Origin of the sequence: Rhodobium orientis (assembly GCF_003258835.1) — a bacterium.
GTDB lineage: Bacteria > Pseudomonadota > Alphaproteobacteria > Rhizobiales > Rhodobiaceae > Rhodobium > Rhodobium orientis.
This window is the reverse complement of sequence record NZ_NPEV01000007.1, coordinates 49,088-68,339: the sequence shown is the minus strand read 5'-3', so window position 1 is coordinate 68,339 and position 19,252 is coordinate 49,088. Positions and strand designations below refer to the sequence as shown.

At 65.9% G+C, this 19,252-nt stretch carries 17 protein-coding genes; 8 read left to right on the top strand and 9 right to left on the bottom strand.

Annotated features, from left to right (window positions below; all coding sequences use genetic code 11):
* Positions 1-23 precede the first annotated feature (23 nt).
* From mutS to CH339_RS05210, 5 genes are all read left to right on the top strand, one after another.
* Complete coding sequence (gene mutS, locus CH339_RS05230; protein ID WP_244668907.1) at positions 24-2,735, top strand: DNA mismatch repair protein MutS; 2,712 nt, start codon at positions 24-26, stop codon at positions 2,733-2,735.
* A gap of 158 nt (positions 2,736-2,893) precedes the next feature.
* On the top strand, positions 2,894-5,698 hold the full coding sequence (locus tag CH339_RS05225; protein ID WP_111433292.1) for a [protein-PII] uridylyltransferase: 2,805 nt from the start codon (positions 2,894-2,896) through the stop codon (positions 5,696-5,698).
* A 121-nt stretch (positions 5,699-5,819) separates the two neighbouring features.
* Positions 5,820-7,394, top strand: coding sequence for a murein biosynthesis integral membrane protein MurJ (murJ, locus tag CH339_RS05220; protein ID WP_111433229.1), 1,575 nt, complete (start codon positions 5,820-5,822; stop codon positions 7,392-7,394).
* Positions 7,395-7,461: 67 nt separating this feature from the next.
* On the top strand, positions 7,462-8,520 hold the full coding sequence (trpS, locus tag CH339_RS05215; RefSeq protein WP_111433228.1) for a tryptophan--tRNA ligase: 1,059 nt from the start codon (positions 7,462-7,464) through the stop codon (positions 8,518-8,520).
* A gap of 2 nt (positions 8,521-8,522) precedes the next feature.
* Complete coding sequence (locus CH339_RS05210; protein ID WP_111433227.1) at positions 8,523-8,969, top strand: YaiI/YqxD family protein; 447 nt, start codon at positions 8,523-8,525, stop codon at positions 8,967-8,969.
* A gap of 260 nt (positions 8,970-9,229) precedes the next feature.
* On the opposite strand, the gene CH339_RS05205 is transcribed toward CH339_RS05210, so the two are convergent.
* The 4 genes from CH339_RS05205 to CH339_RS05190 all read right to left on the bottom strand — a co-directional run bounded on the left by CH339_RS05205 (position 9,230) and on the right by CH339_RS05190 (position 12,301).
* Positions 9,230-9,601, bottom strand: a complete 372-nt coding sequence (locus CH339_RS05205; protein ID WP_111433291.1) for a helix-turn-helix domain-containing protein — start codon at positions 9,599-9,601, stop codon at positions 9,230-9,232.
* A 110-nt stretch (positions 9,602-9,711) separates the two neighbouring features.
* A complete protein-coding gene (locus CH339_RS05200) occupies positions 9,712-10,350 on the bottom strand; it encodes a Smr/MutS family protein (protein ID WP_111433226.1) in 639 nt (212 codons plus the stop codon).
* On the bottom strand, positions 10,337-11,446 hold the full coding sequence (gene mltA, locus CH339_RS05195; protein WP_201240837.1) for a murein transglycosylase A: 1,110 nt from the start codon (positions 11,444-11,446) through the stop codon (positions 10,337-10,339). The genes CH339_RS05200 and mltA overlap by 14 nt, the downstream gene beginning before the upstream one ends.
* Before the next feature lie 132 nt (positions 11,447-11,578).
* Positions 11,579-12,301 (bottom strand): Tim44/TimA family putative adaptor protein, encoded by a 723-nt coding sequence (locus tag CH339_RS05190; RefSeq protein WP_111433224.1) that lies wholly within the window; start codon positions 12,299-12,301, stop codon positions 11,579-11,581.
* A gap of 275 nt (positions 12,302-12,576) precedes the next feature.
* On the opposite strand from CH339_RS05190, the gene CH339_RS05185 reads away from it, so the two are divergent.
* Positions 12,577-13,080: an FxsA family protein gene (locus CH339_RS05185; RefSeq protein ID WP_111433223.1), complete on the top strand. Its 504-nt coding sequence runs from the start codon at positions 12,577-12,579 to the stop codon at positions 13,078-13,080.
* 128 nt (positions 13,081-13,208) lie between these two features.
* A complete protein-coding gene (gene secB / locus CH339_RS05180; RefSeq protein WP_111433222.1) occupies positions 13,209-13,727 on the top strand; it encodes a protein-export chaperone SecB in 519 nt (172 codons plus the stop codon).
* A gap of 425 nt (positions 13,728-14,152) precedes the next feature.
* Here the strand turns inward: secB and dnaQ are convergent, their stop codons facing one another.
* Genes dnaQ through CH339_RS05155 form a run of 5 tightly spaced genes read right to left on the bottom strand, consistent with a single transcriptional unit; the run spans position 14,153 to position 17,806 of the window.
* Entirely contained in the window at positions 14,153-14,857 is a 705-nt protein-coding gene (dnaQ, locus tag CH339_RS05175; protein WP_111433221.1) for a DNA polymerase III subunit epsilon, read from the bottom strand.
* A 23-nt stretch (positions 14,858-14,880) separates the two neighbouring features.
* Positions 14,881-15,498, bottom strand: coding sequence for a dephospho-CoA kinase (gene coaE / locus CH339_RS05170; RefSeq protein WP_111433220.1), 618 nt, complete (start codon positions 15,496-15,498; stop codon positions 14,881-14,883).
* A complete protein-coding gene (locus CH339_RS05165) occupies positions 15,495-16,352 on the bottom strand; it encodes a shikimate dehydrogenase (protein WP_111433219.1) in 858 nt (285 codons plus the stop codon). The genes coaE and CH339_RS05165 overlap by 4 nt, the downstream gene beginning before the upstream one ends.
* The gene (locus CH339_RS05160) at positions 16,349-16,945 is read right to left on the bottom strand and encodes a Maf family protein (RefSeq protein WP_111433218.1); all 597 of its coding nucleotides are present in this window, start codon (positions 16,943-16,945) and stop codon (positions 16,349-16,351) included. The genes CH339_RS05165 and CH339_RS05160 overlap by 4 nt, the downstream gene beginning before the upstream one ends.
* A 21-nt stretch (positions 16,946-16,966) precedes the next feature.
* Positions 16,967-17,806: a pyruvate, water dikinase regulatory protein gene (locus tag CH339_RS05155; RefSeq protein WP_111433217.1), complete on the bottom strand. Its 840-nt coding sequence runs from the start codon at positions 17,804-17,806 to the stop codon at positions 16,967-16,969.
* 385 nt (positions 17,807-18,191) lie between these two features.
* Here CH339_RS05155 and hemE point away from each other — a divergent pair, with 385 nt between their 5' ends.
* A complete protein-coding gene (gene hemE / locus CH339_RS05150; protein WP_111433216.1) occupies positions 18,192-19,247 on the top strand; it encodes a uroporphyrinogen decarboxylase in 1,056 nt (351 codons plus the stop codon).
* Positions 19,248-19,252 lie beyond the last annotated feature (5 nt).

Here is a 19,252-nt window from a genome sequence, read left to right as displayed (position 1 = left end):
CGTCCACCGTCATGAGTGAAGCGATGTCAAAGAGTTCGCCCGAGACGGGCCGGGTCACGCCGATGATGGAGCAATTCATCGAGATCAAGGCGGCCAACCCGGACTGCCTGCTGTTTTATCGCATGGGCGATTTCTACGAGCTGTTCTTTGAGGACGCGGAGGAGGCATCGCGGGCGCTCGGCATCACGCTCACCAAGCGCGGCAAGCATCTCGGCGCCGACATCCCCATGTGCGGGGTGCCCGTCCATGCCGCCGACGACTATCTGCAAAAGCTGATCGCGCTCGGCTACAGGGTCGCCGTCTGCGAGCAGACCGAGGACCCGGCCGAGGCCAAAAAGCGGGGCGCCAAATCCGTCGTCAAACGCGACGTCATCCGGCTGGTGACGCCCGGCACGCTCACCGAAGAGACTCTCCTGGAGGCCGGCCGCTCCAACTATCTGGCTGCCGTCACCCGCATCCGCGCCGGCACCGATGATCCGCACGGCGTCTTCGGCCTTGCCTGGATCGACATTTCCACCGGCGTCTTCCGGGTCGGCGAGACGACGTTCGAGCGGCTTTCCGCCGACCTTTCGCGGATCGACCCGCGCGAACTGATCGTCTCCGACGCACTCTTTGAGGACGAAAGCCTCGCCGGCTTCTGGCGCCAGCTCTCCTTTGCCGTGATGCCGGTACCGCGGGCCTATTTCGACGGCGCGACGGCGGCCGACCGCATCGCCCGCTTCTACGGCGTCGCCACCATCGATGCCTTCGGCGGCTTTTCGCGGGCCGAGACGGCCGCGGCGGCCGGCGCCATTGCCTATGTGGAAAAGACCCAGCTCGGCGAGCGCCCGCCCCTCGATCCGCCGACGCGCCAGGACTCCGGCCGCCTGATGCATGTGGACGGGGCGACGCGGGCGAACCTTGAACTTCTGAAAACCCTTTCCGGAGGCCGCGCGGGCAGCCTCATCGATGCCATCGACCGCACGGTGACCGGCGCCGGCGCCAGATTGCTGGCCGAACGACTGTCGGCGCCACTCGCCGACCCGGACGAAATCCGCAAGCGGCTCGCCTCCGTCGGCTTTTTCCTCGGCGACACGGGCCTCAGGTCCCGGTTGCGCGAAGCGCTTGCCGGCGCCCCGGACATCTCACGCGCCCTTTCCCGCCTGTCGCTCAACCGCGGCGGCCCGCGCGACCTCGATGCCATCCGCGCCGGGCTCGATGCGGCGCGCGACATCGCAGCCTTTCTCGGCGAGGCCGATGCCAGCAGCGCAGCCGAGGTCACCAACGCCAAAGCGGCGCTTGCGGCCCTCCCCGATCCCTTGCGCGACGAACTGACCAATGCCCTTGCCGAGGAACTCCCCGTCTTTCGCCGCGACGGCGGCTTCATTGCCGGCGGCTACCGCGCCGATCTCGACGAGCTTCGGGCGCTGCGCGACCAGAGCCGGCGGATCATCGCCGAACTGCAGGCGCGTTACCAGGACGAGACCGGCATCCGCTCCCTCAAGGTCCGGCACAACAATGTGCTCGGCTATTTCGTCGAGGTCACCGCCAACCATGCCGACAAGCTGACAACTGGGGCGACGGCCGCGACGTTCATCCACCGCCAGACCATGGCCAACGCCATGCGCTTCACCACCACCGAGCTTGCCGATCTGGAAGCCAAGATCTCGAGCGCCTCGGACCGGGCACTCGCCATCGAGCAGGAGGTGTTCGACGACCTTTGCGCGCGGATCACGGCGGAGGCCGAGGCGATCAAGGACGCCGCGCGGGCCCTTGCCGTCCTCGACGTCTCGGCGAGCCATGCGGTGCTGGCCGAAGCCGAAGACTACACCCAGCCGAGGGTCGACGACGGGCTCGCCTTCGATATTTCCGGCGGCCGGCACCCGGTCGTGGAACAGGCGCTCCGCAAGCGCTGCGAGGACCCGTTCGTTGCCAACGACGCGTCACTCGGGCCGGCGGACGGGGAGGGCGATGGCCGGATCTGGCTCGTCACCGGGCCGAACATGGCCGGCAAGTCCACCTTCCTCAGGCAGAACGCGCTGATCGCCGTCCTTGCCCAGATCGGCGCCTATGTGCCGGCGAAACACGCCCATATCGGCGTCGTTGACCGGCTGTTTTCCCGCGTCGGCGCGGCCGATGACCTTGCCCGCGGGCGCTCCACCTTCATGGTGGAGATGGTCGAGACGGCGGCGATCCTCAACCAGGCCGGCCCGCGCTCGCTGGTCATTCTGGATGAAATCGGCCGCGGCACGGCGACCTTCGACGGGCTTTCCATCGCCTGGGCGGCGATCGAGCACCTGCACGAGGTCAACCGCTCGCGCAGCCTGTTCGCCACCCACTATCACGAGCTGACCGCGCTGTCGGAAACGCTCGCCCGGCTCCACAACGCCACGGTCCGGGTCAAGGAATGGGAGGGCGACGTCGTCTTCCTGCACGAGATCGTTTCTGGTGCGGCCGACCATTCCTACGGCATCCAGGTCGCTCGCCTCGCCGGCCTGCCCGAAGCGGTCATCACTCGCGCCCGCCAGGTGCTGGCGCAACTGGAGGAGCACGAGCGCAAGTCGCCGGTGGAGATGATGATCGACGATCTGCCGCTCTTCTCCGCCCTGCGCGACAAGCCGGCGCCGGCGGCCGGCGCGCCGACTGCCCGGAACCCGGCGCTGACGCTCCTTGCCGACAGCAATCCCGACGACCTCACGCCGCGCGAGGCGCTGGAGCTGCTCTACAAGCTGAAGGCGGAAGCGGCCAAGGGCTGAGCTTTTGCCGCGGTCCTTGCCTCGGCGGCAATGCCGGCCGCAGCGCCGCAGATGCCCCGATGGTTCACAACCGGCACGAACTGCTCTAGCTATTGGGGACGCGGCCGGCGGCTCTCAGACGCTTGAAGCCGCCCGCCCACCGACAGAACGCGGAGCGCATGACCAAGCTTCCCCCCTATGTGACCGACTGCATCGATTCGGACGCCCTCAGGGCCTCCCTCACCGCGCTGACGCTGGAGACCGACGGCGACGGTTCGAGCACGAAGATTCGCGCCGAAGTCCTGAAGCTCCTGAAGACGGCGCTGGCCGAGGCACGCGCCGACGTGAAGCGGCGGTTCGAGGCCGACAATGACGGAACGCTCTGCACCCAGCGGCTGTCGCACATCCAGGACGAGATCATCCGCGTCATCTACGATTTCGCGGTCGCCCATGTGTTCCGCTCGATCAACCGGTCGTCCGCGGAACGGATGGCGCTGGTTGCCGTCGGCGGCTATGGCCGCGGCATGCTGGCGCCGTTTTCCGACGTCGATATCCTGTGCCTCCTGCCCTACAAGCAGACGGCCTGGGGCGAGACCATCAACGAGTACCTGCTCTACATGCTGTGGGATCTCGGCCTCAAGGTCGGCCACGCAACGCGCAATCTCGACGAGTGCGTGCGGCTTGCCAAATCCGACCTGACGATCCGCACCGCCGTCCTGGAGGCGCGCTTCATCTGGGGCGAGGAGAGCCTGTTCGACGAGCTCGTCGAGCGGTTCGACGTCGAGGTCGCGGCGAAATCCGGCTCGGAATATATCGGCGCCAAGCTGGCGGAGCGGGATTCGCGCCATGTCCGCCAGGGCCAGTCGCGCTACCTGGTGGAACCGAACGTCAAGGAGGGCAAGGGCGGCCTTCGCGACCTGCATACCCTGTTCTGGATCGCCAAATATTTCTACCGGGTGCGGTCCGCCGCCGAACTGCCGAAGCTCGGCGTCTTTTCCCGGCGCGAATACAATCTCTTCAAGAAGGCGGAAAGTTTCCTCTGGGCCGTCCGCTGCCACCTGCACTTCCTGTCGGGGCGGGCCGAGGAGCGACTTTCCTTCGCCGTCCAGCCGGAAATCGCCAGCCGCCTCGGCTATACCTCCCATGCCGGCCTCAAGGACGTGGAGCGCTTCATGAAGCACTACTTCCTGATGGCCAAGCATGTGGGCGACCTGACCCGCATCTTCTGCGCCGGCCTGGAAGACAAGCACGTCAAGACGACGCCGCCCCTGAGCCGGCTCTTCAACACCATCCGCCGACGCCGCCGCAAGGTCGCCCAGTCGGGCGATTTCGTCATCGACAATGACCGCATCACCGTCGCCGACGACGAGGTCTTTGCCCGCGATCCGGTCAATATCCTCAGGATCTTCCAGCTCGCCGACCGCTACGACGTCGCCTTCCATCCCGATGCCCTGACGCTGCTCACCCGCTCGCTGAAGCTGATCGATACCAAACTCCGGGAGAGCGAGGAGGCCAACCAGCTCTTCGTCGACGTTCTGACCTCGCGCAACGATCCGGAAACGGTGCTGAGGCGCATGAACGAGACCGGGGTCCTCGGCCGGTTCGTGCCGGACTTCGGCAAGATCGTCGCGATGATGCAGTTCAACATGTACCATCACTACACGGTCGACGAGCACCTCCTACGCGCCATCGGCATGCTGTCGGAGATCGAAAAGGGCGAGGTGCCGCACGATCTGGGCCTGGCGACCGAGCTAATGAACAATCTGCCGAGCCGCAAGGTGCTCTACCTCGCCGTCCTCTTACATGACATCGCCAAGGGCCGGCCGGAGGACCATTCGCTCGCCGGCATGAAGATCGCGCGCCGGATCGGCCCGCGCTTCGGCTTCACGCAGGCCGAGACCGAGACCGTCGCCTGGCTGGTCGAACATCACCTTTTGATGAGCATGGTCGCCCAGTCGCGCGACCTCGGCGACCGCAAGACCATCAACGATTTCGCCAATATCGTGCAGAGCCCGGTGCGGCTGCAGATGCTCCTGATCCTGACGATCGCCGACATCACGGCCGTCGGCCCGGGGGTTTGGAATGCCTGGAAGGGCCAGCTCCTCAGGACGCTCTACTACGAGACCGAGTCCGTCGTCGCCGGCGGTTTCTCGCACATCTCCCGCGACCAGCGGGTGGCAGCGGCACGCGCGGAGCTCGGCAATGCGCTGGAAGGCTGGACGAAACCGGAGATCGAGGCCTATGCCGAGCGGCACTATCCGGCCTACTGGCTGAGGATCGACCTCAACCGCAAGATCGAGCATGCGGAACTGATCCGCGCCGCGGACAGGGCCGGCACCAAGCTTGCCACCACCAGCACCTGCCACGAGGCGGAGGGCGTCACCGAGGTGACCGTCTTTGCGCCCGACCATCCGCGCGTCCTGTCGACGATCGCCGGGGCCTGCACGGTCGCCGGCGCCAACATCGTCGACGCCCAGGTCTTCACCACCTCCGACGGCTTTGCGCTGGACACCATCTTCATCCGCCGCGCCTTCGATACCGACGAGGACGAGGACCGGCGGGCGGAGCGCATCCGCACCATCATCGAGCAGACGCTGAAGGGCGAGGAGGAACTGCCGAAGCGGATCGCGGCGGCGGTGGAATCGCGCTCCAGCCGGGTCAAGGCGTTCCGGCTGGCGACCGAGGTGCTGGTCAACAACTATTCCTCGGACCACTTCACCGTCATCGAGGTCTCCGGGCTCGACCGGCCGGGCCTCCTCTATGACCTGACGCGCGAAATGTCCGATCTTCGCCTCGACATCGGCTCGGCCCACATCGCCACCTTCGGCGAGCGCGCGGTCGACGTCTTCTACGTGACCGACCTGACCAACGGCAAGATCACCAATGGCAGCCGCCAGGCGGCGATCCGCCGCCGCCTGACCCGCGCCTTCGAGGGCACCGGAGAAGACGACGAGGCCAAGGACGAACGCGCGGCGGTGGCGTGATTTTTGGGCTGTGGGCCCGAGCCGTAGCCCTTTCGCGCCTGCTCCGCCCGCAGTATAACTCGCCGGATTTTCGCGCCGCGACGACGCCACCTGCAGGCTGCCGGCGCCCGGAGGGCCGTCCTTGAATCTCTTGCGCAATTTCGCGACCGTCGGCGGCGCCACCATGGTGAGCCGCCTGCTCGGCTTCATCCGCGACGTGGCGATCGCCGCCTCTCTCGGCGCCGGGCCGATCGCCGATGCCTTCTTCGTCGCCTTCAAGCTGCCGAACCTGTTCCGCCGGCTGTTCGCCGAGGGCGCCTTCAACTCCGCCTTCGTGCCGCTGTTCGCCCGGGCGCTGGAGGAAAAGGGCGAGGAGGGCGCGCGAAAGTTCGCGGAAGAAATCCTTGCCGCGTTCCTGACGACCCTGATCCTCGTCAGCATCGTCGCCGAAATCGCCATGCCGGCTCTGGTCTTCGTGCTGGCGCCGGGCTTTGCCGACGACGCCGACAAATTCGCGACCACCGTCACCTTTTCGCGGATCTGCTTTCCCTATCTGATGTTCGTGTCGCTGGTGGCGTTTCTCTCCGGCATTCTCAACAGCCTCGGCCGCTTCGCCGCTGCCGCCTTCGCGCCGGTGCTGCTCAATGTGGTGTTCATCGCGACTCTGATCGTGATCGGCTTCCTCGACACCGGCCAGAGTTTTTTGTCCGGCACCTTGCTGTCGATTGCCGTCGCCATCGCCGGCGTCGTTCAGCTCGTTGCCCTGGTGCTCGCCTTGAAGCCCACCGGCATGCGCCTCACCCTGCGCCGGCCCCGCGTGACCCCCGGCGTCAGGCGGCTGGTCAAGCTCGGCGTTCCGGGCGTCATTGCCGGCGGCATCACCCAGCTCAACATCATGGTCGGCACGATCATCGCCTCGTTTTCGGCGAGCGCGGTCTCCTATCTTTATTATGCGGACCGGGTCTACCAGTTGCCGCTCGGCGTCGTCGGGGTCGCCATCGGCGTCGTGCTCCTGCCGGACCTTGCCCGCCAGCTTCGCTCCGGCGATCATTCCAACGTCTTCCACACCCAGAACCGGGCGCTGGAATTCGCCCTCGTGCTGACCCTGCCGGCGGCCGTCGCCCTCATCGTCATCGCCGGGCCGATCGTCCAGGTGCTGTTTCAGCGCGGCGCGTTCCTTGCCTCCGATACCGCGGCAACGGCACCAGCGCTTGCCGCCTTCGGTGCCGGCCTGCCGGCCTTCGTCCTCATCAAGGTCTTGTCGCCGGGCTTCTTTGCCCGCGAGGACACGGCAACGCCGATGTGGTTCGCCGGCGCCGGAATGGTCGTCAACGTCGCCGGATCGCTGATCCTGTTCCCGTTCCTTGCCCATATCGGCATCGCCATCGCCACCTCGCTCGCCGGCTGGGTCAATGCCCTGCTCCTGGGGGTGACGCTCTGGCGGCGCGGCCACTACAAGGCGGATCACCTGCTCGTCCGGCGCCTGCCGCTGACGCTGCTTTGCAGCGTCGCCATGGGCGCGGTCGTCTACGGTGCGGCCGAGCTGCTTTCCCCCTGGCTCACCGATGCATCGCTGGCCGTCAGGGCCGCAACCCTCGGCCTCGTCGTCGTCATCGGCGCGGCAGCCTTCTTCGTGCTCGCCACCGCCACCAGCGCGGTCGACGCCAGGCGCTACTACGCCATGCTGAAGCGGCGGAAGGTGCCGGCAGAGGATTGAGGGTTGATCTCGCCGGCCCGCTTGGCGATAACCCCGGCAACCTTTGAGAACATAAGGACTTGAAGCCATGGCGGCTTTCGAACAGCGCGTCTTTTCCGGCGTCCAGCCGACGGGCAACCTGCACCTCGGCAACTATCTCGGCGCCATCAAGCGCTTTGCGGAACTGCAGCACGACTATCCCTGCCTCTACTGCGTCGTCGACCTGCACGCCATCACCCAGCCGCCGTCCGTCTGGGGCGGGCCGGAGGGGCTTGCCGCCAACACCCGCGAGGTCGCGGCCGCCTATCTGGCCGCCGGCATCGACCCGAAGACGCAGATCATCTTCAACCAGAGCCAGGTGCCGCAGCACGCCGAGCTCGCCTGGCTGTTCAACTGCGTTGCCCGCATGGGCTGGCTCAACCGGATGACCCAGTTCAAGGAAAAGGCCGGCAAGGACAAGGAGAACGCCTCCGTCGGCCTGTTCGCCTATCCGACACTGATGGCCGCGGACATTCTGCTCTATCGTGCCACTCATGTGCCGGTCGGCGACGACCAGAAGCAGCACCTGGAGCTGACCCGCGACATCGCCCAGAAGTTCAACAACGACTTCGCCGGCTCGATCGCCAGGAACGGCTTCGAGGATGCCTATTTCCCGCTGCCGGAGCCGCTGATCACGGGCCCCGCGACACGGGTCATGAGCCTTCGCGACGGCTCCAAGAAGATGTCGAAGTCGGACCCCTCCGACTACAGCCGTATCGTGCTGACCGATGACGCCGACACCATCGCCAAGAAGATCCGCAAGGCAAAGACCGATCCGGAGCCGCTGCCGAGCGAGGCCGAGGGCCTTGCCGGCCGGGCCGAGGCGGAAAACCTCGTCGGCCTTTTTGCGGCCATGTCTGACCGGTCGCGGGACGATGTGCTGAAGGAATATGGCGGCTCGGCCTTTTCCGTCTTCAAGCCGGCGCTTGCCGAGCTGACGGTGGAGAAAATCGCCCCGATCGCCGACGAAATGCGCCGGCTCACCGCCGATCCCGGCACCGTCGATGCGATCCTCTCCGACGGCGCGGAAAAGGCGGCGGTGATCGCGGAAAAGGTCATGGCCGAGGTCGGCGCCATCGTCGGCTTCGTCTCCGGACGGAAGAAGTAGCGTTGGAGATCTTCGTCGACGCGGATGCCTGCCCGGTCAAGGACGAGGTGCTGCGCGTCGCCGACCGCCACGACCTTACCGTCCATATGGTCGCCAATAGCTGGATGCGGCTCGACGACCACCCGCTGATAAAGCGCGTCATCGTCTCCGAGGGGCCGGATGCGGCCGACGACTGGATCGTGGACAACGTTGCTGCCGGCGACATCGTGATTACCGCCGACATCCCGCTCGCCTCGCGGGTGCTGAAGAAGGGCGCGGCCGCCCTTTCCGGCACCGGCAAGCCGTTCACCGACGACAATATCGGCATGGCGCTCGCCATGCGCGACCTCAACGCCGAACTGCGCGATAGCGGCGCCATCCGCGGCGGCGGGCCGGCTTTCTCGCCGAAGGACCGCTCACGGTTCCTCAATGAACTGGAAAACATGGTGCAGCGGCTGAAGCGGAGTTGAGGCGGCGCTTGCGGGCTCGGCCCGCCTGATCCTCTGCCGTCATCACGAGCGTAGCGAAGCGATCCAGGGCAATCGAAGCTCTGAGCGTGCTGAGATGCCACCTGGATCGCCGCGTCGGCCTACGGCTCCTCGCGATGACGCCTGAGTGTGATGCAAGGCCAATCGAAGCGGTGAGGTTTCGCAAGGCCGACTGGCCGCCCGAGCTGTTGCGAGGCCCCGTCGGAGGTGCGAGCGAAGCGAGCCTGCCGTGAGACAAAAATTTATGCCCCGTCGTGGGCCGCGGCGCTGCGCAGGTCGTGCAACAACTGGGTGAGCGAGGCTTCCGAGAGGCCGGCGATCTTGTCGGCCAGCAAGTTGGCGAGTTCCGTCGCCTTGGGGTCGAGCCCGGCCGTGTCGACAACGACGCGCGGATCTGAGATTTCCGCAAGCCGCTGCAATTCCTCCGCCTCGTCCCAGATGACGTTGAAGAAGGCGATGATCCTCTGGACCATGAACCAGGTCGGGCGGCCGCGCTTGCCGTGCTCCAGGGCCGAGAGATAGGCGCTGGTGACGTCGAGGGCCGCCGCCATCTCCTTCAGGGTGATGCCGCGTTCGCGCCGCAACTGGCGGATTTTTGCGCCGAATGGGGTCATGGTCTCTTCAGTGGCTTCTTTTTGGGCTCTGCCGTAGGTGTCGCTCCGGTGCAAGCCTATGAGCGGCAAAAGGCCTTGTACAGGAAGCGCGGGGCCGCAGGCGCGGAAGTCTATGGCCTGCGCTTCTTGATGCGGACATAGAAGGCGCCGGCGCCGCCATGGGCGATGTGCGCCTCCTCGAAACTCGAAACATAGTGCCGGAACTCCGGCATCGACAGCCAGTGGGGCACGACCCGGCGCAACACGCCGCGCTCGGAAAAATCGTGACCGTAGCGGTCGGCGGCAGCCCAGGCGCCGCCATTGCCGCCCTTGCCGGTGATGACCAGCACATGGCGCCGGCCCTCCATCTGGGCGGCAGAGAGGAAGGCGCGCAGGCGCGTGTGCGCCTCCCGCTGGGTCATGCCGTGGAGGTCGAGGCGGCCGTCTATGGGGATGTTGCCGCGGGCGATGCGCTGCCTGGTGCGACGGTCGAGGGTCGGCGGGGCGGGCGGATGGTAGGTCTTTTCCGGAGGCGCAGCTTTTTTCGGCGGCGGATTGCGGCCGGGCTTCAGGGCGGCCGCCGTCTTGGCGGTGCGCTTTGCGGCGCCGTCCGCGGGGGCTTTCGGAGCCGAGACCTCGTCTTCCAGGGCTCTTGCCGTGCGCTCAACAACGCGCTCGTCGCGAAGCGGCTTGACGGTCTTTTTCACCGCATCCCAGAGGGCGCGGTCCTCCTCGGAGAGTTGGCCGCGCCGGCGCCTACCGCTGGCCATCGGATACGGCTCCGGTGCGGGGGACGAGGACAAAGAAATCGCCGCGGTGGCGGATGCGGCCGGCAAAGAGGCCGGCGGCCTCGCCCGATCCGATGAAGAGATCGCCCCTCGCCGCACCGACGATCGCCGATCCGGTATCCTCAGCGACCATCAGGCGCCGGTAGGGCATCGGCTGCTCGCCGGACTCCTGCGGGAGGTCGACGGCCACATAGACGGGCGTTCCGAGCGTGTGGAAGCGCCTGTCGACGGCGATGCTGCGCCCGGCCGTCAGTTGCACGCCGGCGGCACCGACGGGGCCGAGGTCCGGATCGAGGCCGGTCAATTCGCGAAAGAAGATGAAGGAGCGGTTTTTCGCGATGAGGCGCCTGGCCCGCTCCGGATGCGCCTTCAGCCAGGCCTTCAGGACGTCGGCGGTGAGGTCCTCCGGGGCGAACTCGCCGGCCTCGACCAGCATCCGCGCGACCGAGGAGTAGGGATGGCCGGTCTTGCCGGCAAAGCCGACGCGCATCGCGCTGCCATCCGAAAGGCGGATCCGGGCCGAGCCCTGGACATGGACGAAGAAGGCATCGACCGGATCCTCCACCCAGACCAGTTCTAGACCCCTGCCGTCCAGGGCGCCGTCCATGATCGCGGCCCGGTCGGGGTGTTCGACGAGGCCGTTCTTCGTCCGGCGCGCCCATTCGAGCGCGGGATCGAGGGTTTCGGGGTGGATCTCGGGGGTCAGCTTGACGAGGTCGTCGGGCCGCTTCAGGAGCGGCGTGGAAAAACGCTCGGTTCTTTCCCGCGAGCCGGGGACTTCCGGCTCGAAATAGCCGGTGAAAAAGGCCGCTCCCGGATCGGCGATCCGGACCGGCACGAAATGGGTCTCGAAAAAGCGCTTTGCCGCGATGGCATCTTCGATCTCAAGGCCTTGCGCCTTCACGCAGAGGGCGCGGATCGCGGCGGCATCGATCTTGAGGCTGCCCGTCTCCGGCGGGTTGGCATTCGGCCCGCAACTCAGCCGGAAGGTTTCCAGCGCCGCCAGGTGATCGTCCTCAGCCCATCCCGGCAGGTCGTCGAAACCGAGATCGGAGGGGGCGGCGACGATCGCAGACACGGGATCCTTCTCGCGGTTTTGCGCCGTTGCCTGAAGGGAAAGGCCGACGGTCATAAAAACGAGAAGCGCCGCGTGGGAAACGCGGCGCGTTCGCGGCCCGCATCGGCGCATCGGACCCGGCCCCGGAACGGCTCAGTCGCCGCTTTCGGTCGCCACCAGCTTCCAGTTCGGATCGGGCGATTCGGTATCGCGGGCGAAGGTCCAGATATCGGTCACCTCGTTGACGGCGTTGGGATCGCCCTCGACGATGCGGCCTTCGCTGTCCTTGGTGACGGAGATGAGCTGGCTCTTGAAGCGCACGGTGATCTGCGCCGTCGCGCCCTGCAGGCCGGCTTCCACGATTTCCGCCTTGTCGATGCCGATGAAGGTGGATTCGATGGTCTCGCCACGGGACTCCCGGTCGGCGATGGCGCCGACGAAGCTGTCATAGACGTCGTTGGCGAGAAGGTTCTGCAGCGAACGCCGGTCGCCGTCGGCAAAGGCCGTGACGATCATCTCGTAGGCGCTGCGGGCACCGGTGAGGAAGTGCTTGGCATCGAACGACCGGTCGGCCGAGACGATCGTGCGCAGGGCGTTGTTGAGGGCCGAGCCCTCCGGGGCCATGCGGTCGACATTCTCGATGCGCTCGTCGGTCTCGATGCCGGTGGCCGGCGCCTCGTCCCGGTGGCGCGGCAATGTGACCACGTTGTCGCCGCCGGAGCGGGACGGCTTTTCCTGCTCGCCTCTCGACGAATAGGGGTCGAAGGGCGGCCGCTCATGGCCGGTGCGCCGGCCGAGCACGCTGCGCAGGCGCAGGAAAATGGCCACCGCGAGGATCAGGAAGAAGATGTTATAAACGTCGAGAAATTCGGTCATCACCGGATACCGGAAGCCTTCATAGCGATTTGTGGCCGGGCGGTTTGTGGCCGGATGTCGCAGAGAACGGTCCCGACGGTCTTTCTATTGTCGAGGCACCACTTATCTATGTCTCGATACGGCATCCGCACACGATTCCGCAACCGCCGTTTACCCCCCATTCGCAGCGTCCACCCTAAACGACGCCGCAAGGGACGGCAAAGAGCGATTTGTCTTTTTCCTTATGTAGGTAGCAAGGGCCGATCGCCAAAGGGTCAAAAGGACAAGGTTTTTTTATGCCGCTCGGTTTTCTTCTGTTTTTGCTGTTCCTCGGCGTGCCGCTGGCGGAAATCGCCGCCTTCGTCGTCATCGGCGGAAAGATAGGTCTTTTCTGGACGCTGGCCATGGTCGTCATCACGGCAATCATCGGCAGCGCGCTCCTGAGGTTCCAGAGCTACTCGGTGATCAACAGGATCCGTGCGGAAATGGATGCCGGGCGGTTGCCGGGGGAACAGATCGGCCATGCGGCGATGATCTTCGTCGCCGGCATCCTGCTCTTGACGCCGGGTTTCGTGACCGACGCGATCGGCTTCCTCCTGTTCGTCCCGCCGGTGCGCGAGGGCATCTGGGCGTTCGTGCGCTCGCGCCTGAAGGTGACCGTGGTCAGCGCCGGCCAGGGCCGGGGCGCGCCGCCGCGCCCGGAGTCGCGCCAGGGTCCGCGCACCGTCGAGCTCGATGCGGACGACTATGCGGAGACGCCCAACCCGGACACGCCGTGGCGCCCGGAAGACCGCAAATAGCGCTGAGGCGCCGGAAATTCGCGGGCGGCGCCTGTACTTAACCCCGGCACCGTGTTAGCCACCGGCCAAATCCTGTGGCGGCCCATGCCGGCCATTTCAATCACGTTCCAGACCGGACACGACAAACCATGAGCACAAATTCCCAGAACGGCGACGGTACCGCCGCGGCCGGCGGCGCCAACGCCCAGAACGCCGCCCCGGGCATGAACATCCTCGGGCAGTATGTGAAGGACTTCTCGTTCGAGAACCCGAATGCGCCGCGCTCGCTGGCGCCGCGCGAGACTTCCCCGTCCATCAACATCCAGGTCAACGTCAACGCCAACCCGCTGTCGGACAACGAGTTCGAGGTGTCGCTGGTGATGAACGCCAAGGGCGGCACCGACGACGACCTGATGTTCAACGTGGAACTGACCTATTGCGGCGTGTTCCGGATCCAGAACGTGCCGCAGGAGCACCTGCACCCCTTCGTGCTGATCGAGTGCCCGCGGATGCTGTTCCCCTTCGCGCGTCAAATTGTCGCGGAAGCGGTGCGCGCCGGCGGCTTCCCGCCGCTGATGATCGACCCGATCGATTTCGCCGCGCTCTACCAGCACAACGCCGCCAAGAATGCCGGCGGCGAAGGTGCCGCGCCGACGCCGAACGCCTGACGAGCAACGGGTAAATCCGGTTACGACCATTCAGACGGCGCTGCGGAAAACCCCGCGGTGCCGTTTTTGTTTGGCGTTCGTGTGGGGCATTGATTTCGGCGAAGGCGGTCAGGCGTCTGCCTGACATCCCGCTCGGCATCATTTCCGGGTCAAGCCACTTGCGATCCGGGTGACGGCTCGCGCACTCCCGGCGCCACCCACCCTGCGTCACCACCGGGCTCGACCCGGTGGTCCATGATGAATTGCGGCGCAATCTAGACTAACGGTTTGAAATGAAAGGCCCTATGGATTGCCGGGTCAAGCCCGGCAATGATGGGGAGGAAGGGGCGGAGTCGCGGAAAAACCGGGTGCTCCGCTGGCTTGCATCTCCGATATCATTTCATTTTTCAACAAAGATCGAGACCAAAAGCCGCCGGTTCAGACGGTCAGTCCGCGTCGCGGTAGCGCCGCCAGAGGGCCTTGTCGCCGAGGGTCTCGACAAAGGCCCGGTGGGCGGCGGTCTCGTCGGGGGTGACGCGCGGCGGCAGCGGCTGCGGCCTGGCGGCTGCGGCCTTGGGGCGCGTCCGCGGGGCGTAGGCGTCTTCCGCGTCACGGTCGGTGGCAAAGCCGAGGGCGGCCTGCTTGCCGCCGATGAGTTCGATATAGACCTCGGCCAGCAATTCGGCGTCGAGCAGCGCGCCGTGCTTTGTGCGGCGGGAATTGTCGATGCCAAAGCGGCTGCAGAGCGCATCGAGGGAGTGCTGGCCGCCCGGATTGCGCCGGCGCGAGATCTGCAGCGTATCGACGACGCGCTCCTCGCCGATGGCCTCAACGCCGAGGCGGGCAAGCTCGGCGTTGATGAAACCCATGTCGAAGGAGGCGTTGTGGGCGATCAGCCGGGCATCGGCGATGAAATCGATCCACTTACCGGCGACTTCGGCGAATTTCGGCTTGCCGGTCAGGAACTCTTCCGAAAGGCCGTGGACGTTGTAGGCCTCGACCGGCATCGACCGTTCCGGGTCGATATATTCGTGAAAGACGGCGCCGGTCGGAATGTGATTGATGAGCTCAATGGCGCCGATTTCCACGACGCGATCGCCGCCATTGGCCTTGAGGCCGGTGGTTTCCGTATCGAAGACGATTTCCCGCATGGCGGCAGGGAATCACGGGAGCTTCATGCGCGCAAGTCCGGCCCGATGCCTTTCCCCGCCATTTGCGCCAACACCCGGCAGACGCCGCAGACCTGGCGCCGGGCCGGCTCGAAGCCGTGGCCGCTGTCGATGAGGAAATGGGCGCGGCGGCGCTTTTCCGCATCCGGCATCTGGCGGGCGAGGATCTGCTCGAAGCGGTCCCTGGTCATGCCGGGGCGGGAGAGCACACGCGTCGCCTGGATATCGGCAGCGGCGGTGACGACAACGACGGCATCGACCCGCGCATCACCGCCGATCTCGAACAGCAGCGGAATATCGAGGATGACGGCGGCAGCGCGGTCCCTCGCCGCTTGTCTGAGGAACTCCCGTTCGGCCTCACGAACCAGCGGATGAACGATGGCCTCAAGGCGCGTCAGGGCCTTCCGGTCGCCGAGGACCTTTTCGGAGAGCCTTGCCCGATCGACCGTTCCGTCCCGCGTGGTGCCGGGAAATTCCACCTCGATGAGCGGCGCGGCCGATCCGGAATAAAGCCTGTGGACGGTGGCGTCGGCATCGTGGACCGGCAGGCCGGCGGCGGCGAACATGGCGGCCGTCGTCGACTTGCCCATGCCGATCGATCCGGTCAGCCCGAGGACGATCATCCGTCTTTGGAAAGATCGGCGACGACGTGCGCGCGCAATTCGTCGGTGACTTCGGGGACCTTGCCGAACCATTTGGCAAAGCTCGGCACGGCCTGGTGGAGAAGCATGCCGAGGCCGTCGACGGCGACGAGATCGCGGGCGCGGGCGGCCTTCAGGATGCTGGTTTCGAGCGGCACATAGACGGCATCGGCGACAAGGCTCGTCTCCGGCAGGGGCGCAAGGTCGATCTCCAGCGGCGGGTTGCCGGCCATGCCGAGCGAGGTGCTGTTGACGACAATATTGGCCGTCTGAAGCAGGCCCGGAAGGGCGTCCCAGGCATGGGCTCGGGTCCCGGTTCCGAAGAAGGCGGCGAGGCTTTCGGCCTTTTCCACGGTCCTGTTGACGATGTGGACGGGATCGAAACCGCGGGAAAACAGCGCCCAGACGATGGCGCGGGCGGCACCGCCCGCCCCCAGCACCACGGCCGCGCCCGGGTTCTTGTCCCAGCCCTTTGCGGCCTGGTCGAGATTGGCGAGAAAGCCGTAGGCGTCGGTGTTGGCGCCGTGCAGCCGGCCCTCGTCGAGCCACAATGTGTTGACGGCCTCAAGGGTGCGGCCGACCTCGTCGACGTCGTCGCAGGCGGCAAAGGCGGCCTGCTTGTGCGGCAGGGTGACATTGCAGCCGATGAGGCCGTGGTCAGAGAACCGGCCAAGGAACGCCTCGATCTGGTCGGGCGGCACGCCGTAGCGGTCGTAGGCACCGTCGATGCCGTATCTGGCAATCCAATAGCTGTGGATGACCGGCGAGCGGGAATGGCCGACCGGCCATCCGATGATACCGGCGCGCAAAAGTGCGGTCTTGGCGTCCGTGGTCATTTGTCGATCGCTCCCTCGGCGCGCAGGAAATCGAGAAGCGGCAGCATGGGCAGTCCGAGAATCGTGAAAAAGTCGCCGTCGATCTCTTCAAAGAGCTGAACGCCGCAGCCCTCGAGCTGGTAGGCGCCGACGCTGGTCAGCGCCGCCTCGCCGACATCGGCGAGGTAGCGGCCGACGAATTCCGGCGAGAAGGCCCGCATCTTCAGGTGCGCAGTCGACAGAAACCGCCACAGGGTCTCGCCGTTGCGGGCACAGGCGACGGCGGCATGGAGCGAATGGCTCTGGCCGGAGAGATCGAGCAGCAGCCGGCGAGCGTCCTGCATGGTCTCGGGCTTCGACAGGCACGCATCGCGAAAGGCGAGCGTCTGGTCGGCGCCGATGACGAGGGCATCGGGATGGCGTTCGGAAACCGCCAGCGCCTTGGCTTCGGCAAGGACCGTGGCGATGTCGTCCGGCGGCATGCCGCTGACGAGGAGCGGCGCCTTGACGGTCTCCTCATCGACGGCAGCGCCTTGCGACGTAAAGGAGACCCCGGCGTTTTCCAGGAGCGTGATCCTGGTGGTGCTTTCGGAGGCCAGGATAATCGAAGGCAAAGGCCTTTTCCTTTCAGTTACTTATTGCTCGTGCTGGCGGGCCCGGTGCTGGCTGAGGAGCGACAGGATTTCCGCTGCGGTCTCCTCGATGGAGCGGCGGGTGACGTCGATCAGCGGCCAGCCGTGTTCCGCGCACATGCGCCGCGTGTAGGTCACCTCCTCGGCGATGGCGCGGCGGTCCACATAGCTGGAATTGGCGTCGCTGGCATTCAGCGCCAGCAGCCGGTTCTGGCGGATCTGACCGATCCGTTCGGCCGTGGCGATCAGCGCCACGATCAATGGTTTCTTGGCCTCGAACAGGGCCGGCGGCAGCGGGATGCCGGGCACGATCGGGATGTTGGTCGCCTTGATGCCGCGGTTGGCGAGATAGATCGAGGTCGGGGTCTTGGAAGTCCGGCTGATGCCGATGACGACCACGTCGGCGGAATCCACATTGTCCGGGATCTGGCCGTCGTCATGGGCCATGGTGAAATTGAGGGCCTCGATGCGGTCGAAATATTCCGCGTTCATCTCGTGCTGGCCGCCGACACGGCGGGCGAGCGGCGTGTTCAGATAGTTCTGGAACACGTTGAGCACGGGATCGAGCACGTTGACGCAGGGAAGGCCCAGCTCCAGGCAGCGGTTTTCCAGGCGGGCGGCGATTTCCAGGTCCATGACCGTATAAAGGACGATCCCCGGCGCATGTTCCAATTCCACCAGCACCCGGTCGAGCGCCCGGTCGGAGCGGATCATCGGATAGACATGCTCGACGGGCTGGGTCTCGCGGTACTGCACGCCGGCGGCGCGGGCCACCGTCATCAGCGTCTCGCCGGTGGAATCGGAGACCAGGTGGAGATGGAAGTAGTCGAGGTTGTTGCGCACGCCTTCATCCCCAGTGCTGTGTACAAAATCCGGAAAACCGCGTGACGGATGCGGCGGGTGGAGCGGCGGGCGGGACAGCCCGTCCGGTTTTCAACAAAACCGCTTGCGGGAAAAAGGACAAGCCCGGACGGTGAAAAGCGGGGATTGGGGACACGCTTTCCCCCCTCGTCAACCCGGAGTTTTCCGAAATAGCGCCGCCATCCCTTTGAATGCCATATGGCATGGGTGCCTGTCCCCGAACTTAACAGCCTTTCGGGTTTCGCGACCCTATGGCGCAATGGTGGCCCGGAAAAAACTGTATCGTATGTGGATGATGCTTTATCCCGATAATCCACGCGCAAACAACAAAATCAGTCTGGATTCTAGACTCTATTAGAGGATCGCCGTGGATTATCGCAGTCAGGAAAACACCCGCACCGAGCGCCGGATCGTCCAGGCTCTGGATGGCAAGACACTGTCTCCGCCGCCTGTCTGGATGATGCGGCAGGCCGGACGCTATCTGGCGGAATACAAGGCGACGCGGGCCGAGGCCGGCAGCTTTCTCGATCTCTGCTATAACCCGGAGCTGGCGTGCGAAGTGACGCTGCAGCCGATCCGGCGCTACGGCTTCGATGCGGCGATCCTGTTCTCCGACATCCTCGTCGTTCCCGATGCGCTCGGCCAGCCGGTGCGCTTCGAAGAAGGGATCGGTCCGATCCTGGAGCCGATCGGCCTTGATGCGGCGGCCAAGCTCGACCCGAGCGTCGTGACGGAGAAGCTGGCGCCGGTGCTCGATGCGGTCGGGCTCATCCGCGCCAGTCTGCCGTCGGAGACGACGCTGCTCGGCTTTTGCGGGGCGCCCTGGACCGTTGCCACCTATATGGTTGCCGGTCGCGGCTCGTCCGACCAGGCGCCGACCCGCAGGGTCGCCTTTTCCGACAGCGCCGGCTTCGACCGGCTGATCGACCGGCTGGTGGAAGCCTCGATCCGCTATCTCGTCGCCCAGTTCGAGCGCGGCGCGGATGCCGTCCAGGTCTTCGACAGTTGGGCCGGTGCGCTCGACGAGGAAGGCTTCGAACGCTGGGCGGTGGATCCCATGCGGCGTATTGTCGCCGGCGTGCGGGCGGAAATACCGGGCGCGCGGATCATCGGCTTCCCGAAGGGCGTCGGCATGTTCCTGGAACGCTATGTGGACGCGACCGGCGTCAATGCGGTCGGCCTCGACTGGTCGGTGCCGCTCGATTTCGCCAAGAGGCTGCAGAAGACCTGTGCGGTACAGGGCAATCTCGATCCGATGCGTCTGGTTGCCGGCGGTGAGGCGCTGAAATCGGGTGTCCGACGGGTCGTCGATGCGCTCGGCTCCGGTCCTTTCATCTTCAATCTCGGTCACGGGGTGACGCCGGACACGCCGGTGGAGAATGTTGCGGAAATGGTCGCGCTGGTGCGCGGCGAAACGGTTTGACCAAA